The following is a 17,225-nucleotide window of genomic DNA, read 5'->3' as shown; positions in this document are numbered from 1 at the left end:
TTTAAACGAAAAATTATTCGCAGCGGGTCGGCCTGCGTAATGTCAGCGCCTGGTCGAGCCACGCCAGCACATCCGCTGTGACAGCGTCGCGGTTGGTTTCGTTGAACACTTCATGACGCGCCTGCGGGTAGACAGTCAGTTGCAGGTGCTGGCAGCCGGCGTCGCGCAAGGCGTCGGCCAGACTGTTGAGACGCTTGCCCTCACTCACCGGATCACATTCGCCGCCCATCACCAGGATCGGCAGGCCCGGATCGATCTGCGCGAGATTGGACGCTTTGCTGATCTGCTGCAAGCCGCCGAGCAGGTCGATCCAGAGCTGATTGGTGCAGCGGAACCCGCACAGTGGGTCGTTGATGTACTTGTCCACCTCATCCGGGTCACGGCTGAGCCAGTCGAACGCGGTGCGATTGGGCTTGAAGGCTTTATTGAACGAGCCAAACGACAAGAATTCGATCAGCGCACTGCGCCCGCGCAAGCCCTGGCGCAGGCGCTCTATGCGAGCAATCACCCGAGCGGCGCGATAGAGCGCCACGGGTTGGAAGTTCGAGCCGCTGAGAATCGCCCCATGCAGGCTGGCGCTGTGGTGCAGCAGGTAAGCTTGGGCGATGTAGCTGCCCATGCTGTGGCCCAGCAGAACGATCGGCAACCCCGGCTGCTGCTGGCCGATATGCTGGTTGAGGCGGGCCAGGTCGCCTACCACTTTGTTCCATCCATCCGTTTCGGCGTACAGGCCCAGGGTGCCTTCATCGGCGGTACGGCCATGGCCACGCTGGTCCAGCGCATACAGGCCGTAGCCGGCGCCGCACAGGGCCTCGGCCAGGCGTGCATAACGCCCACTGTGCTCGGCCATGCCGTGGGACAGCATCACCACGGCCTTGGCCGGGCCCTCGGGCATCCATTGATTGACGTACAGGCGGCTGCGGTCATTCGCGGTCAGCCAGAAGGTGCTGTGGTTCATGGCGCTTCCTTTGCTCGGGGTCGTTGCAGTGTATAGCTCATCTATTGAGGGACTGGGTATCTGCCTGCGCATCAGCGGCAAGATTCATACAATCAATGACACGATTTAGCGTATTTGCCTGTTTGGCCATAGCTGCTAACGTCCCCAAAGCTCCGCTTTTTATAGCGTTAGGAAAGCGGCCGGACACACTCAGGTAAGAGGACAAGAATAATGCAACCTGATTTCTGGAATGACAAACGCGCGGCGGGCGTTCCCAATGATATCGACCTGTCTGCCTACAAGTCGGTGATCGAAGTGTTCGAGCGCTCTTGCAAGACCTTCGCCGACCGTCCGGCATTCAGCAACATGGGGATCACCCTGACTTACGCCGAGCTTGAGCGCCAGAGTGCGGCGTTCGCCGGTTACCTGCAACAGCACACCGACCTCAAGCCGGGCGACCGCATTGCGGTGCAGATGCCCAACGTGCTGCATTACCCGATTGCCGTGTTCGGCGCCTTGCGCGCCGGGCTGATCGTGGTCAACACCAACCCGCTGTACACCCCGCGCGAGATGCGTCACCAGTTCAAGGACGCCGGCGTACGTGCGCTGGTCTACCTCAACCTGTTCGGCTCGCGGGTGCAGGAGGTGTGCAGCGACACCGAGATCGACTACCTGATCGAAGCCAAGATGGGCGACTTCATGCCCGCCGCCAAAGGCTGGCTGGTCAACACCCTGGTCGACAAGGTCAAAAAGATGGTCCCGGCCTACAGCCTGCCGCGCGCGGTGTCGTTCAAGCGCGCACTGCGCATGGGCGCGGGCCTGGGCGTGACGCGCCATCCGGTAACCCTGGACGATATCGCCGTGCTGCAATACACCGGCGGCACCACCGGCCTGGCCAAGGGCGCGATGCTCACCCACGGCAACCTGGTGGCAAACATGCAACAGGTGCGCGCCTGTATGTCCCAGACCGGTGAGGACGGCCATCCGCTGATCAAGGAGGGTCAGGAGGTGATGATCGCGCCGCTGCCGCTGTACCACATCTATGCGTTCACGGCGAACTGCATGTGCATGATGGTCTCGGGCAACCACAACGTGCTGATCACCAACCCACGGGACATCGGCGGCTTTATCAAGGAGCTGAAAAAGTGGCGCTTCACCGGGCTGCTGGGGCTCAACACGCTGTTCGTGGCGTTGATGGACCATCCTGATTTCAAGTCCCTGGATTTCTCCCATCTCAAGCTCACCAACTCCGGCGGCACCGCATTGATCAAGGCCACCGCCGAGCGCTGGGAGCAGATCACCGGTTGCGCGATTGGCGAAGGCTACGGCCTGACGGAAACCTCGCCGGTGGCCAGCACCAACCCCTACGGCAATAAATCCCGCCTGGGCACCGTGGGCATCCCGGTGCCGGCCACGGCGATGAAAGTGATCGATGACCAGGGCGTCGAGTTGCCCTTGGGCGAACGTGGCGAGCTGTGCATCAAGGGCCCACAGGTGATGAAGGGCTACTGGCAGCAACCGGCCGCTACCGCTGAAGCGCTGGACGCCGAAGGCTGGCTCAAGACCGGTGACATTGCGGTGATCGACGAGGATGGCTTTGTGCGCATCGTCGACCGCAAGAAAGACCTGATCATCGTCTCGGGTTTCAACGTGTACCCCAACGAAATCGAAGACGTGGTGATGGCTCACCCGGCCGTGGCCAACTGCGCGGTAATCGGTGTGCCGGACGAGCGCACGGGGGAGGCTGTGAAGCTGTTTGTGGTGGCACGTGCCGAAGGGGTGAGCCTTGAGGAGTTGAAGGCCTACTGCAAGACCAACTTCACCGGGTACAAGGTGCCCAAGCATATTGTGTTGCGGGAGTCGTTGCCGATGACGCCGGTGGGCAAGATCTTGCGGCGTGAGCTTCGCGACATCGCCTGACCATGAATTGAAATGCAATCAAAAAGGTGGGAGCGGCGCTCCCACATTTGTCTTGTGTCGTCCTGAATACCCTATTCCAGAGCCTTTTCAGGGCGTATTTCAGCAATGTTTAAAGTGTGACCGAATATTGTAGGACAGTCGCGTTTATGACCACGGGGCCCACCTTTGGCTCTAGGCGACCTTTGGCAAAGCTGCTACTCTCGGCGCGCTTTGTGACGTCTCGGCCTGCTTGAAAGCGCCAGATTCACCTAAAAAAACATACACCAATAATAATCGCATCAAATGCGATGATGAATTCGCGTCGCTGACGTCGCTGAGGAGTGGGCTTCCATGAACGAAGACTTTTGGAAGGATAAGTACCCCGCCGGGATTGCTGCAGAAATCAATCCAGACGAGTATCCGAATATTCAGGCGGTACTGAAGCAGTCCTGCCAGCGCTTCGCCAACAAACCGGCTTTCAGCAACCTGGGCAAGACCATCACCTACGGTGAGTTGTACGAATTGTCCGGCGCCTTCGCCGCGTATCTGCAACAGCACACCGACTTGAAGCCCGGCGATCGCATCGCCGTGCAACTGCCCAACGTCCTCCAGTACCCGGTTGCCGTGTTCGGTGCCATCCGTGCCGGGCTGATCGTGGTCAACACCAACCCGCTGTATACCGCGCGGGAAATGGAACACCAATTCAACGACTCCGGTGCCAAGGCCCTCGTCTGCCTGGCCAACATGGCGCACCTGGCGGAAAAGGTCGTGCCCAAGACCGCCGTCAAGCATGTGATCGTCACCGAAGTTGCCGACCTGTTGCCGCCGCTCAAGCGCCTGCTGATCAACAGCGTCATCAAGTACGTGAAGAAAATGGTCCCGGCCTATCACTTGCCCAACGCGATCAAATTCAATGACGTGCTGGCCAAGGGGAACGGCCAACCGGTCAACGATGCCAGCCCGGCCAGTGGCGATGTGGCGGTGCTGCAATACACCGGCGGCACCACCGGCGTGGCCAAGGGCGCGATGCTCACCCACCGCAACCTGGTCGCCAACATGTTGCAGTGCAAGGCGCTGATGGGCTCCAACCTCAATGAAGGTTGCGAGATCCTGATCACCCCGCTGCCGCTGTACCACATCTATGCGTTCACCTTTCATTGCATGGCGATGATGCTGATCGGCAACCACAACATCCTGATCAGCAACCCGCGCGACCTGCCGGCGATGGTCAAGGAACTGTCGAAGTGGAAGTTCAGCGGCTTTGTCGGCTTGAACACGCTGTTCGTGGCGCTGTGCAACAACGAGGCATTCCGCAAGCTGGACTTCTCCGCGCTGAAAGTCACCCTGTCCGGCGGCATGGCCCTGCAATTGGCCGCCGCCGAGCGCTGGAAGGCCGTGACCGGCTGTGGCATCTGCGAAGGCTACGGCATGACCGAAACCAGCCCGGTGGCCACGGTGAACCCGATCCAGCACATTCAGATCGGCACCATCGGCATTCCGGTGCCGTCCACCGTGTGCAAAGTCATTGCCGACGACGGCACTGAACTCGCCCTGGGTGAAACCGGCGAACTGTGCGTCAAGGGCCCGCAAGTGATGAAAGGCTACTGGCAGCGCCAGGACGCTACCGACGAGATGCTCGACAGCGAAGGCTGGCTCAAGACCGGTGACATCGCGATCATCCAGCCTGACGGCTACATGCGCATTGTCGACCGCAAAAAGGACATGATCCTGGTGTCGGGCTTCAACGTGTACCCCAACGAGCTGGAAGACGTGCTGGCGGGCCTGCCGGGCGTGCTGCAATGCGCAGCCATCGGTGTGCCAGACGAGAAGTCCGGGGAACACATCAAGCTGTTTATCGTGGTCAAGCCGGGCGCGACCCTGACCAAGGACCAGGTGATGGAGCATATGCGCGCCAACGTCACCGCTTACAAGGTGCCCAAGGCCGTGGAATTCCGCGATGCATTACCGACTACCAACGTGGGCAAGATCCTGCGCCGTGAGTTGCGCGATGAAGAGTTGAAGAAACTCGGTCTTAAAAAGTAACCCAATAAAAAACCCCGCCGAAGCGGGGTTTTTTATTGGGGGGGTTACAGCGCGAACTGCGCGAATCCCACGCCAGCACCCGCCGGACGCACATCCTTCAAGAACGAATCCTTGTCTGCACTCAGCTCCAGCGTAATCTCCGGCTTGCGCTTGCCGGCATTGCGCACCACCAAGCCTTCGATGTGTTCACGCAAAAACGCCGTCGGCACCTTCAGGTGCAGCAACTGGTCAGTCTCGGCGTTGTGCATCAATAGGTGGATCCACTCGTACTGGCCCACGGCAATCCGGCCCACCGGCAGGTCGAACCACCAGATGTTGCGTTTGCGGTCCAGGTCGGTGAAGTGGCAGTTATTGACGCCGAGTACGGCACCGCCCAGTTCGGTGTTTCGGCGGGCGATGGCCTGTGCTTTATTGAGTTTCATAACCTTCCTACGGGATCTGTTATTCAGCGTTTGAGCCTGAATGTGCCGGGCATTCTCGTGGGTTGGCGGCAAAACATAAAGCCAAACCTGCGGCCGGCGATGAAATGCGTGGGCAAAAATAATTGAAACTCTGCTGAACGGCCTCGGGTCAATCTTTAGGTAATGACCCAAACCCTTGATTGTTCTTTCGGAGAAATACCATGAGCAGCACATCTGACAAGGTTAAAGGCGTGGCAAACGAGGCGGTCGGCAATATCAAGCAAGGTGTCGGTAAAGTCACCGGCAACGACAAACTGCGCGCTGAAGGTGTGGTTCAGGAAAAGAAAGGCGAAGTGCAGAAAGCAGTAGGCGACACCAAGGACGCGGTCAAAAAAGCGACCAAGTAACGCTGAATCGCTGGCTGGTTACACGCAGCCCGACGGCCATCCACGGATGGCCGTTTTTGTGTCACCTGATGCGGTTAAAGTTTCGAAATTGTTTCAAGGTCGCCAAATAGGCTACCTTGATGTAGAAAACGGCCCCTGAGTCGCCCACGAACTCAACCTTTTTGCGGCGAAAGGAGACGCTATGATTTTTCCGGTTCTCGATGGTCTCAAGCTGCATAAAGTGCTGCTGCGCACCGTCAAGGAATTCGTCGATGACGAAATGCCTACCTACGCCTCGGCACTGGCCTACCAGATGCTGTTCTCGCTGTTTCCCTTCCTGCTGTTCCTGATTGCCCTGATCGGCTTCCTGCACCTGCCGGACTTCTTCACCTGGCTGCGCCTGCAGTCGGAACTGGTGTTGCCGCCCCAGGCCCTGGAGCAGGTCAACCCGGTGATCGACCAATTGCAGCAATCCAAGGGTGGCCTGCTGTCGGTGGGTATCGTGATCGCGCTGTGGACGGCCTCGGCCGGTGTGCGCTTGATGATGAGCGCGATGAACGCCGCCTACGACGTGGTTGAAGGCCGACCCATCTGGAAGCGCTTCCCGCTATCGATTTTCTACACCGTCGGCATCGCCGGCATGCTGCTGGCCGCCGCCGCACTGATGGTGCTGGGCCCGCAAGTGATGGAGTGGCTGGCCGGGCAGATCGGCATGCAGGAGTTCGTGGTCACCCTGTGGACCATCCTGCGCTGGCCGTTGATCGTGATTCTGCTGATGTTCGCCGTGGCCCTCATGTACTACGTGATGCCCGATGTCGAACAGAAATTCCGCTTTATCACCCCAGGCTCTGTGTTGGCGGTGGTGGTGTGGATCGTCGCGTCATTGGGGTTCGGCTACTACGTCAAAACCTTTGCCGACTACAACGCCATGTATGGCAGTATCGGTGCAATCATCGTGTTGCTCCTGTACTTCTACATTTCCGCCGCCGTGCTGTTGCTGGGCGCGGAGATGAATGCGGTGATCGAGCACATGTCCGCCGAAGGCAAGGACCCGGGTGAAAAAGAGTTCGATGAGCCCGGCCACACCGATGAAAAACAGCACGTCTCAGGCCTCGGCCGGGACCACTCCAAGCCCACTGCCGATGAAGTCTGATCGATGATCCGTGAAATCCTGAAAATGGGCGACGAGCGCCTGCTGCGTATCGCGCCTCCGGTTCCGCCGGAAATGTTCGACAGCCCCGAGCTGTGGCAATTGATCGATGACATGTTCCAGACCATGGAACACGTGGGTGGCGTCGGCCTGGCCGCACCGCAGATTGGTGTCGACCTGCAATTGGTGATCTTCGGCTTCGAGGCCAGCGAGCGCTACCCGGACGCGCCGCCGGTGCCCCAGACAATCCTGATCAACCCGCTGATCACGCCGTTAAGCCCGGTGCTGGAAGAGGGCTATGAAGGTTGCCTGTCCGTGCCGGGTTTGCGGGGTGCGGTGGACCGTTACCAGCAGATTCGTTATGAAGGTTTCGACCCCAAGGGAGAGCCCATTGTGCGCATTGCCGAGGGTTTTCATGCGCGGGTGGTGCAGCATGAGTGTGATCACCTGATCGGCCGGTTGTACCCGTCGCGGATTACCGATTTCACCAAGTTCGGGTTTATCGAGGTGATGTTCCCGGACATGGATCCCACGGCCGACGACTAGGCAACCCAATCCCTGTAGGAGCCGGCTTGCCGGCGATAGGCCAATTGAGTTCTACCTTGAACTCAAGGACGCCATCGCCAGCAAGCCGGCTCCTACAGGTTGGGTATTCAAGACGGATTATCGGGTGGGTTTGACGAACCGCAACGTCATCCGGTCCGATTCGCCAATGGCCACATACTTCGCCTTATCCTGCTCGCCCAATCTCAACGTCGGCGGCAACGTCCACACGCCAGCCGGGTAGTCCTTGGTATCCTTAGGATTAGCATTCACCTCGCTCTGTCCCGCCAGCTTGAACCCGGCATCGGACGCCAGCTTCACCACCTGCGCCGTTGTCAGGTAACCGCTGTCCTTGATCGCTTCCAGATCCGCGCCGTCCTTGGCCCGGTGATCTTCCACGCCCAGCACGCCGCCCGGTTTCAGTACCTTGTAGAACGCACTGAACGTGGCTGGCGCAGTATCTGCCTCGACCCAGTTATGCACATTGCGGAAGGTCAGTACGGCATCCGCCGAAGCCGGCTTGCCGAACACCGGCGCCTTGGGGTCGAACTCGACCACCTCGGCCTTGGCGTAGTGAGCCGGATCAGCCGCGAATTTCTTCTTCAGGTTCTCTTCGGACGTGCGCGCGTAAGCACTGCTGCTGGCGGCCTGCACGGCGGCAATGTACTGCCCGTGATCCTTGAGCAACGGGGCCAGCACTTCGCTGTACCAGCCGCCACCGGGGGTGATCTCGATCACCGTCTGCTTGGCGCCCAGGCCAAAGAATTCCAGCGTCTGTTGCGGATGCCGATAGCCGTCGCGGGCGCTGTTGGCCGGATCGCGCCAACTGCCGGCGAGCACGCTTTGGTACTGCTTGGCGGTAATGGGCGCGTCGGCTGCCTGGCTCAAGACTGGAACGAGCAGGGCGGTGAGGGAGAGGGCTGCAAGCGTCGTTTTCATGATCATCCTGTAAAGGGCCACTGTGCTGCCGAGGCTAGCATGGGCCCTGCGGTCGCCGATCACACATTATCCGCGGTCGACCTCACCAAACGATCTAAGCCCATCGCGATCATGGGCTTGTTGCGCTTGTAGCGTACCAAGCGTTCGCTGAGGGATTGCGGCAGCACGGTGTCCTGGGTGAAGCCCATGCGTTGATACAACCCTTCCAGGTCTGGATGACACAACAACCACAGGGTGCCGTCGACATCGGCAACCGCTGCCTCGATCACCCGCGCCGCCAGCCCTTGGCCGCGATAGGCAGGGTCAACGAACACCCCGGTCAACCATTGCCCACCCACCACGGGCGTCAGGCACAACCCGGCGACGATCTCAGCGTCCCGCGCCACCCACAAGCGCCCACCCTTGAGCGCCTTCATCGACGAATTGTGGTTGCGGTAAAACTTGTTCAGCAGCGGCCACAGCGGCTCTGCCAGCGGTTCGATGTTCAATTCGGGCATGGTGTTCAGGCAGCGTTATCCAGGGCTGGGGATTATAAGCGCCTTCTGCCGGGCAATAGGTGGTATACCCAGTGCTACATCCCCTGTCAGTGGAGCATGCATCATGGCCAAAGGTATGGATTCAAAGAAAGCCGCGAAGAAAAAACCGGCAAAGACCGCCGATGAAAAACGCGCAGACAAAAAGGCCAAGAAATCTGAAACCGGCCTGTTCGGTCACTGAGTTACAAGCTTAGAACCAAACGATCTGCAAGATTTTCCCGCCCCATTGCACAGAGCAGGAAACACCTGCTCTGAGCTGCCGATGGCCAACTACCTTGATCTGACCCAACGCCGGGAAATCGAAGCCCTGGCCAGCACCTTTACCGCAAGAACCGAATGGCCGACCTGGCTGCTGCTGATCGGCGTGTACGCCGGTTGGTTTGCCGTGATCCTGGGCAGCCATTGGCTGGGCCTGGGGTTGAGCCTCTTGCTGCTGATTCCTATCGTGACGCTGTGGCTGTCGGTGCAACACGAATTGCTCCACGGCCATCCCACCCGTTCGTTGCGACTCAATAAGCTGCTCGGCTACGCGCCCTTTGCGGTGTGGTACCCGTACACGCTGTACCGCGACAGCCACTTGCTGCACCACAACGACGAAGACCTGACCCTGCCGGGCATCGACCCGGAAAGCCGATACCTCAACCAGCAGCAATGGGACAACAGTTCGCTGTTCGAGCGTGGCGTGCATTGGCTGACCAAGACGGTTCTGGGTCGCTTTGTGTTGGCCGCCCCCTTGGCAATCGGCCGTCTGGCCCGTCATGAATTCCAGCGCCTGCCCCAGGTGTGGCCGATGTGGCTGGCCCACGGCGCCGTCACCGTATTGATGCTGGGTTTCATCGCCCATTACAGCGTGCTCTCGGTGTGGCATTACCTGTTGCTGGTCAGCGTGCCGGCCTTGTCGCTGGCGTCGATCCGTTCCTACTATGAACACCGCCCGCACCCGCAGCCGGAGCAACGTACAGTGCTCAACGAAGCGTCCTGGCCGTGGACCTGGCTGTTCCTCAACAACAACCTGCACCTGGTGCACCACGACTTGCCGAAGCTACCCTGGTACTTGCTGCCCACGGTCTACCGCGCCCGGCGTGAGCAATGGGTGGCGCGCAGCGGTGGGTTCCTGGTGCCGGGCTACGGCCAGTTGATCAGCCGCCACGGCCTCAAAGCCATCGATAGCCCCCGGCACCCTTTTGCGTGAGAGATGACCATGAGTGACCGCTACGCCGAGCTGCTGATGTATGTCGCGCCTGCGCCGATCGAGCAGGCCAACCAGCAGTGGATTGCACGCATCCTCCAACACCTGAACCTGGGTCGGCGCAACGCCGATCATCTCGATCTGCACAGCCTGTGGCTTGCGCCGGAATTGGTCGTGACCCAGACCTGCGGTTATCCGTTAATGACTCAACTGCGCGGCCAGGTCCGCGTCATCGGCCGCCCGCGCTACGAGTTGCCCCATAGCAGCCAAGGCGAGCATTGCAGCTTGCTGCTGACCCGCGATGACAATCCGCGCCGCACGTTGGAGGATTTCTACAACAGCCGTGGCGTAATCAACGGCCACGACTCCAACAGCGGCATGAACCTGCTGCGCGAACGCCTGGCACCCTTGCAACGCGACGGGCGCTTCTTCGCCAGCGTCGCCATCAGCGGCGCCCACCGCGAGAGCCTGCGTTGGCTGCGCGAAGACCGCGCCGACCTGGCGGCCATCGACAGCGTCACCTACGACTACCTCGCCCGTTTCGCGCCGCAGGAAGTGGCGGGGCTGCGCATCGTCAGCCGTAGCGCACCGAGCCCGACCTTGCCCTACATCGGCCCATTGGGCTTGAGCGATGAACAGGTGATTCAACTCCGCCAGGCCATGAACCGGGCGTTGCAGGACTTGCCGCAAGTCGCCGAGACGCTGGGCCTGCAGGCCGTGCTCCCCGCCAGCGAAGAGGACTACGAAGTGCTCCTGGACTACCAACGACAGGCCATCAACGCCGGCTTCCCGATACTTCAATAAGGTTATATAAAAATACCTTTTAAATATTATTAAAGAATAAGCGGCCTTGCTAGGATCGCTCCACCGGAACACCGGACATAACGCGCAACCTACTCAGATGGAGCCACTATGTCCGGCGCCGACACTTCTCACAGCGATTACGTGGGCGGATTGTTCCGCAGTCATTACGACTGGCTGTGCAGCCGTTTGCACCGCCACCTCGATTCCCGTGCCCACGCCGAAGACATCGCCGCCGACACCTTCGTCCAACTGCTGAGTGCGCCGGGTGTCGTGCCCATCCGCCAGCCGCGTGCGCTGCTAACCACCATCGCCCAGCGGCTGATGTATCAACTGTGGCGCCGGCGTGATCTGGAACGGGCCTACCTCGACGCACTCGACAACGACGAGACCTCCACCGCGCCATCTCCCGAAGAGCTGGCGCAAATGCTCGAAGCCCTGCAAGCCATCGACCAGTTACTCGACGGCTTGCCGGCCAAGGTCAAGGCGACCTTTTTGCTCTCGCAACTCAATGGCCTGACCTACCCGGAAATCGCCAGCGAACTGGGGATTTCCCAGCGCTCGGTCAGTGACTACATGACCCGCGCCTTCAACCGCTGCCTGCGGCTGTGCCTGGAATGAGCGACGAACTGATCGACAGCGCCACGCGCTGGTACGTGCTGTTGCGCTCCGGCCAAGCTTCGACGGGCGACTGGCAGCGCTATGAACAATGGCGCGCCGCCGACCCGCGTCATGACGCCCTGTGCCGACAGTTGGAAACCCGCTTGGGCGTGTTCCAGGTTCCCCAGGCGCAAGGGGTGACTGGCAAGGTGTTGCAGCAGGCGCTGGAGGCACCGTCCAGTCGACGGCATGTGTTGCAGGTCGCGCTGGCCGGTGCTGGTGTGGCGGTTGGCGCGGCCTTGCTGGCCAAGCCGCTGGGCTTGCCATTGACTGAACTGACGGCGGATATCCGCACCGGCACTGGCGAGCGCCGCACCGTCGCGTTGGACGATGGCAGCGAATTGCTGCTCAACGCACAAAGCGCGGCCGACATCCAGTTTGATCCGCAACGCCGGCTGATACGCCTGCGCGAGGGCGAGTTGCTGGCCAAGGTCGCCAGCGACCGCATCCGACCGTTTTTGATCCAGACCGACCAGGCGCGTCTGCGCGCCTACGGCAACCGTTTCCTGGTGCGTGAACGGCAAGGGCAGGGCCAGGTGGTTGCCCTCAACGGCGCAGTGGAAATTGACGGCCAGCACGGCGAACGCCTGCAACTCGCCGCCGGCCATGAAGTGCATTACGACCGCGCCGGATTCGGTCCGGTGCAGGCCAGCTCCTCCGGGGCCACGGCCTGGGTCGACGGCTTCCTGCAAGTGCGCGACCGCCCGCTGGCTGAAGTCATCGACGCACTGCGGCCCTATCACAATGGTGTGCTGCGCCTGGACCCTTCCGTGGCGGGCCTGCGTGTCAGCGGTTTGTACCGGCTGGACAACCCCCAGCAAATCCTCGACACCCTGGCGCGCACCTTGCCGATCCACATCACCCGCCGCACCGGCCTGTGGGTGACTGTCAATGCCACCTGAAACTCGTAGGAGCCGGCTTGCCGGCGATGGCATCTCCTCGGTCTTGCCGAGGCACCGAGGTGTCTGCATCGCCGGCAAGCCGGCTCCTACAGGTGGTGGGGTGCTTATTGATTGTGTGGGTTCTAAGGACATAACCAAACAGTCTGCAAGTTTTCCCTCCGCTGTCCCACATCACTCACGTAAGCGCTGCGGGGAGCAGCGCCGTCGAGTTTCCTTGGGGGGAGCCAAAGTGAATCAGTTCAACCGTGTGCCGCTTCGAACCTTTGCCCTGGTGCCGTTCGCCAGTCTGTTGTTGTCGTTTGCCGCGAGTGCCGAGGAGGCGCGCCAGGTCTATCACATCGCACCTGGCCCGTTGGATGAAGTGCTGCTGAGCATCAGTCGCCAAAGCGGCCAGGTGATCTCGTTTACGCCGCAATTGGGTAACTATTCTTCGGCCAGCGTGGACGGTTCGCTGTCGGCGCAACAGGCGGTGGACGCCGCGCTCAAGGGCACCGGCCTACAGGTTCAGGTGAGCCCGGACGGTGCGTTCATCATCAAGGAAGGCGCGAGCAAAAACGCGACCAGCAACGTCAAGGCACAAACCAGCGCAGCGCAAGCGCCGACCCTGGACCGCGTGGTCGCCATCGGCACCCGGCGCAGTGACGCCACCGCCCTGACCAGCGCCGCCCCGGTGGACGTGATCAACGCTGAAGAACTCAAGCAGACCGGCGCCACCAGCCTCAACCAGGCGCTGTTCCAACTGCTGCCGTCGTTCAACTTTCCGCAGAACCAGAGCGCCACCCGTGGCCAGAACCCCAAGGGCGCATCCCTGCGTGGCTTGGCGCCGGACCAAACGCTGGTGCTGATCAACGGCAAGCGTCGTCATGCCTCGGCGGTGGTGAACATCTCCGGCGGCGTGCCGTTCATTGGCGCACAGCCGGTGGACCTGGACATGATCCCCATCAGCAGCATCGACCACGTCGAAGTGCTGCGTGATGGCGCCTCGGCGCAATACGGCTCGGATGCGGTGGCGGGCGTGGTCAACATCGTGCTCAAGGAGCGTGACAGCGGCGGCCAGGTCAACACCCAACTGGGCAAATACGCCCAGGGCGACGGTTTCAGCAAAACCACTGACGGTTGGTACGGCCTGGGGTTGCCGGGGGATGGCTTCCTGACCCTGAGCTTCAACACCCTCAACAACAAACCCACTGACATTGGTGACAAATACGTCGCCGACGGCCAGTTGCAAGACCCGCGCTGGGGCGGGGCCGGGCGCGACAAGTTCAACCTGGCGGCCAACGCCGAAGTCGGCCTGAACGACCAGTGGCGCCTCTACAGTTTCGCTACTTTCGGCCAGGACAAGTCGGTGAACAACACGCCGCCGCTGCTGGCGAACAATCCGAACAACGTGCCGGGCATTTACCCCAACGGCACCATTCCCAAATACCGCTACCGCTATGAAGACGGCGCACTCACCGTCGGCACCCGCTATGAAGACGACACGCTTGGCCGCTTTGACCTCAGCGCCACCTACGGTCGCGACAAGCACGATGAACTGGCCTTCAACACCGTCAACCCGAGCTACGGCCTGAACAGCCCGACCAAATTCGACGTGGCCACCCTGATCAACGACCAGACCAACATCGGCCTGGATTACGCCAAGGATCTGGACGTCAACTGGTCAAGCCATCCGCTGACCGTCTCGGCGGGCATTGCCTATCGCCATGAGCAGTATCGTCTGGAGGAGGGCGACTACGAGTCCTACTCGTTTGGCGGCATCAACGGTGTGCAGGTCGGCGCGGTGCAAGCCTCGGGTCTCACGCCAGACGACGCCGGTACTTACAAGCGGGATGTCGGCGGCGTGTACTTCGGTCTGGAGCACCAGCTCACGGATAAATTCCAGGTCGGCCTGGCAGGGCGCACCGAGCACTATTCGGACTTCGGATCGGCCACCACCGGCAAGCTGTCGGCGCGGTATGACTTCACGCCACAGGTGGGTTTGCGCGCCACGGTGAACAATTCCTTCCGTGCGCCGACCCTGGGGCAGATCGGCACGTCGTGGACCACCACCACCAACGTCGACATCAACGGCAACCCGGTGCTCACGCGCATGTTGCCCGCCGACAACCCGGCCGCCCGTGCGCTGGGCGCCGAGCCGCTCAAGCCCGAGAAGTCCACCAACTACTCACTCGGCTTGGTGCTGCGTCCGGTCGAAAACGCTTCGCTGACGATCGACGCCTACCAGATCTCGATTCGTGACCGCCTGCTCTACAGCGGCGGCATTTCCGGGCCGCGCGCCGAGCAGATCCTGCAGCAAGCCGGGTTTGGCCAGTACACCTGGGCGCAGTTCATGACCAACGCGGCCAACACCCGCACCCGTGGCGTCGACATCGTCGGCAAGTACAACCTGGACCTGGCGCAGTACGGCGCGTTGAGCCTGTCGGCCGGCTACACCAAGGCGCGCACCACGATCGAGAAGGTCCACGAAAACCCCAACGGTTTCGACATCCTCACCCGCGAAGCCCGTGGCTTTCTCGAACACGGCTACCCCGAAGACAAGCTGGTGCTCGGCGCGACCCACCGCATCGGCGCGTGGACCATCGCCCTCAGCGAAACCCGCTACGGCGAATACCGCAAATACGCCGCCAGCGAAGCCAACGCCCAGTACGACCAGACCTTCGGCGCGCAGTGGAACACCGACCTGGACGTTAACTACGCCTTCACCAAACAACTGCGCTTGTCGGTCGGCGCCAACAACCTGTTCGACAGCAAGCCCGACGACTTCAACACCCGCCTGCGCCAGACCCCGGGCCAGCAGTACAGCTACCTGTCGCCGTCGGCGCCGGAAGGGGCGTTTTACTACACGCGGCTCAGTTATGACTTTTAACGAACATCACCGCACAACTATGAGGTTGCCGATGAAGCATCTGAAAAAACTCCTGGGCGGTGGTCTGCTGGCCCTGAGCCTGCTGACCCAAACCGCCCACGCCGCCGAAACCGTCAAATCCATCCACTTCGGTGACATCACCTGGGAAAGCGGCAGCTTGATCACCGAGGTACTGCGCCTGATCGTCGAGAAAGGCTACGGCCTGCCGACCGACACCTTGCCCGGTAGCACCGTGAGCCTGGAAGCCGCCCTGGCCAAGGACGATATCCAGGTGATCGGTGAAGAGTGGGCCGGGCGCAGTCCGGCGTGGGTCAAGGCGGAAAATGAAGGCAAGGTGTTCGGCCTCGGTGACACGGTCAAAGGCGCCACCGAAGGCTGGTGGGTGCCGGAGTTCGTGATCAAGGGCGATGCCGCGCGCGGCATCAAACCCCTGGCGCCGGACTTGAAGTCGGTGGCCGACCTGCCGCGCTACAAAGACGTGTTCCGCGACCCCGAAGACCCGAGCCGTGGACGCTTCCTCAACAGCCCAACGGGCTGGACGTCGGAGATCGTCAACAGCCAGAAGCTAAAGGCGTACAAACTCACCGACAGCTTCGTCAACTTCCGCACCGGCTCCGGCGCGGCGTTGGATGCCGAAGTGGCGTCGTCGATCCGTCGTGGCAAACCCGTGTTGTTCTACTACTGGTCGCCGACGCCGCTGTTAGGGCGGTTCAAGCTGGTCAAGCTTGAGGAGCCGCCGTTCAACGCCGAAGCCTGGAAGACCCTGTCCGACGCGAAAAACCCCAACCCCATCGGCACTCGCTCGATGCCGGCACGTCTGGCGATTGGTGTGTCGGCGCCGTTCAAGGCGCAGTACCCGCAACTGGTCAGCGTGTTTGAAAAGGTCGACCTGCCGATTGATCTGCTCAATGGCATCCTCGGCGAAATGAGCGAGAAACGCACACCGCCACGCCAGGTCGCTGAAGCGTTCCTCAAGAGCCATCCAGACATCTGGCAACAGTGGGTGCCGGTCGATGTGGCGGCTAAGGTCAAGGGAGCGCTCTAATGCTTAAAGTCTTCGCTGCTGCGGTACTTTCGTTGGTCGCCGGTCAGGTGCTGGCGGCCGAACCGGCCACGTTACGCATCGGTTACCAGAAAAGCTCGGTGAGCATGGTCTTGGCCCGTGAGCACAAACTCTTCGAGGACGCGTTGCCCGGCACCCAGGTGGAGTGGATCGAATTCCTCGGCGGCCCGCCGCTGATCGAAGCACTGAACGGTGGCAGCCTGGACATCGGCAATATCGGTGATATCCCGCCGATCTTCGCCCAGGCCGCTGGCATCGACTTGCAGTACTTCGCCGTGGAGCCCAACGAAGGCAAGACCGAAGCGGTGTTGGTGCCCAAAGCCAGCAGCGTGCACAGCGTGGCCGAACTCAAGGGCAAGCGCGTGGCGCTGCTCAAGGGCTCCAGCGCCCACAACCTGTTCCTTAAAAGCCTGCTGCGCGCCGGTCTGCAATGGAAGGACGTGAATGTGGTGTACCTGTCGCCGTCCGATGGGCGGGCCGCGTTCGAGCAAGGCAAAGTCGACGCGTGGGTGGTGTGGGACCCGTACTACTCCGCGGCCGTGGTCGACGGTTCCGCCCGCGTGTTGGGCGATGGCCAGGGCCTCAATCCGGCGGGCAGTTTCTTCGTGGTGAGCAGCCCGTTTGCCAAGCAATATCCGCAATCCATTGGCGCGATCATCCAGACGCTGGCCAAGGCGCAGCGCCTGTCCCTCGACCAGCCCGAAGCGAGCATCGCGCTGATGGCCAAGACCCTGGGCCTGCAACCGGCGGTGGTCAAGAGCTACTTCGAACACCGCTCGCCCGCGCCGATTCGCCCGCTGGAAGCGGTCGACATCGGCAACCAGCAACGCACCGCCGACCTGTTTTTTGCCAACGGCCTGATCCCGAAAAAGGTCGATGTACAGCAAGCTGTCTTCAAGGCGCCATAACC

At 61.2% G+C, this 17,225-nt stretch carries 16 protein-coding genes; 12 read left to right on the top strand and 4 right to left on the bottom strand.

All coding sequences use genetic code 11. The features are described from left to right. Window positions 1–13: 13 nt before the first annotated feature. A complete protein-coding gene (locus CI807_RS30435; RefSeq protein ID WP_095017393.1) occupies window positions 14–958 on the bottom strand; it encodes an alpha/beta hydrolase in 945 nt (314 codons plus the stop codon). Between the two features lie 210 nt (window positions 959–1,168). Between CI807_RS30435 and fadD2 the strand changes: the two genes are divergently transcribed. Together fadD2 and fadD1 are read left to right on the top strand one after the other, a co-directional pair. Then, complete coding sequence (fadD2, locus tag CI807_RS30430) at window positions 1,169–2,857, top strand: long-chain-fatty-acid--CoA ligase FadD2 (RefSeq protein ID WP_095017392.1); 1,689 nt, start codon at window positions 1,169–1,171, stop codon at window positions 2,855–2,857. 330 nt (window positions 2,858–3,187) lie between these two features. Next, the gene (fadD1, locus tag CI807_RS30425; protein WP_028617690.1) at window positions 3,188–4,879 is read left to right on the top strand and encodes a long-chain-fatty-acid--CoA ligase FadD1; all 1,692 of its coding nucleotides are present in this window, start codon (window positions 3,188–3,190) and stop codon (window positions 4,877–4,879) included. A gap of 44 nt (window positions 4,880–4,923) precedes the next feature. Here fadD1 and CI807_RS30420 read toward each other — a convergent pair whose 3' ends face one another. Next, on the bottom strand, window positions 4,924–5,301 hold the full coding sequence (locus CI807_RS30420) for a hypothetical protein (protein ID WP_010208214.1): 378 nt from the start codon (window positions 5,299–5,301) through the stop codon (window positions 4,924–4,926). Window positions 5,302–5,501: 200 nt separating this feature from the next. On the opposite strand from CI807_RS30420, the gene CI807_RS30415 reads away from it, so the two are divergent. The 3 genes from CI807_RS30415 (at window position 5,502) to def (ending at window position 7,362) form a co-directional block, all read left to right on the top strand. Further along, window positions 5,502–5,687 carry a CsbD family protein gene (locus tag CI807_RS30415; protein ID WP_028617689.1) on the top strand — a complete coding sequence of 62 codons (186 nt, stop codon included), beginning with the start codon at window positions 5,502–5,504 and terminating at the stop codon, window positions 5,685–5,687. 181 nt (window positions 5,688–5,868) lie between these two features. Then, window positions 5,869–6,819, top strand: a complete 951-nt coding sequence (locus CI807_RS30410) for a YihY/virulence factor BrkB family protein (RefSeq protein WP_016975971.1) — start codon at window positions 5,869–5,871, stop codon at window positions 6,817–6,819. Between the two features lie 3 nt (window positions 6,820–6,822). Continuing rightward, window positions 6,823–7,362, top strand: coding sequence for a peptide deformylase (gene def / locus CI807_RS30405; RefSeq protein ID WP_016975972.1), 540 nt, complete (start codon window positions 6,823–6,825; stop codon window positions 7,360–7,362). Between the two features lie 117 nt (window positions 7,363–7,479). Here the strand turns inward: def and CI807_RS30400 are convergent, their stop codons facing one another. Further along, entirely contained in the window at window positions 7,480–8,298 is an 819-nt protein-coding gene (locus CI807_RS30400) for a class I SAM-dependent methyltransferase (RefSeq protein ID WP_095017391.1), read from the bottom strand. 59 nt (window positions 8,299–8,357) lie between these two features. Next, a complete protein-coding gene (locus CI807_RS30395; protein ID WP_095017390.1) occupies window positions 8,358–8,795 on the bottom strand; it encodes a GNAT family N-acetyltransferase in 438 nt (145 codons plus the stop codon). A 301-nt stretch (window positions 8,796–9,096) separates the two neighbouring features. Between CI807_RS30395 and CI807_RS30390 the strand changes: the two genes are divergently transcribed. The 7 genes from CI807_RS30390 (at window position 9,097) to CI807_RS30360 (ending at window position 17,223) form a co-directional block, all read left to right on the top strand. After that, on the top strand, window positions 9,097–10,026 hold the full coding sequence (locus CI807_RS30390; RefSeq protein ID WP_095017389.1) for a fatty acid desaturase: 930 nt from the start codon (window positions 9,097–9,099) through the stop codon (window positions 10,024–10,026). Between the two features lie 9 nt (window positions 10,027–10,035). Beyond that, window positions 10,036–10,827: a phosphate/phosphite/phosphonate ABC transporter substrate-binding protein gene (locus CI807_RS30385; RefSeq protein ID WP_095017388.1), complete on the top strand. Its 792-nt coding sequence runs from the start codon at window positions 10,036–10,038 to the stop codon at window positions 10,825–10,827. A gap of 108 nt (window positions 10,828–10,935) precedes the next feature. Beyond that, entirely contained in the window at window positions 10,936–11,445 is a 510-nt protein-coding gene (locus CI807_RS30380; RefSeq protein WP_016975977.1) for a sigma-70 family RNA polymerase sigma factor, read from the top strand. Then, window positions 11,442–12,386, top strand: coding sequence for a FecR domain-containing protein (locus CI807_RS30375; RefSeq protein WP_095017387.1), 945 nt, complete (start codon window positions 11,442–11,444; stop codon window positions 12,384–12,386). Before CI807_RS30380 ends, CI807_RS30375 begins: the two co-directional genes overlap by 4 nt. Before the next feature lie 229 nt (window positions 12,387–12,615). Beyond that, entirely contained in the window at window positions 12,616–15,252 is a 2,637-nt protein-coding gene (locus tag CI807_RS30370) for a TonB-dependent receptor (RefSeq protein ID WP_095017386.1), read from the top strand. A gap of 31 nt (window positions 15,253–15,283) precedes the next feature. Further along, a complete protein-coding gene (locus CI807_RS30365) occupies window positions 15,284–16,297 on the top strand; it encodes an ABC transporter substrate-binding protein (RefSeq protein ID WP_095017385.1) in 1,014 nt (337 codons plus the stop codon). Beyond that, on the top strand, window positions 16,297–17,223 hold the full coding sequence (locus CI807_RS30360; RefSeq protein WP_095017384.1) for an aliphatic sulfonate ABC transporter substrate-binding protein: 927 nt from the start codon (window positions 16,297–16,299) through the stop codon (window positions 17,221–17,223). The genes CI807_RS30365 and CI807_RS30360 overlap by 1 nt, the downstream gene beginning before the upstream one ends. Window positions 17,224–17,225 lie beyond the last annotated feature (2 nt).

It is taken from the genome of Pseudomonas sp. NS1(2017), from assembly GCF_002269425.1.
In the GTDB taxonomy this organism is placed as follows: domain Bacteria; phylum Pseudomonadota; class Gammaproteobacteria; order Pseudomonadales; family Pseudomonadaceae; genus Aquipseudomonas; species Aquipseudomonas reactans.
The sequence above is the reverse complement of the archived record's forward strand: the minus strand, read 5'-3'. Positions and strand labels throughout refer to the sequence as shown.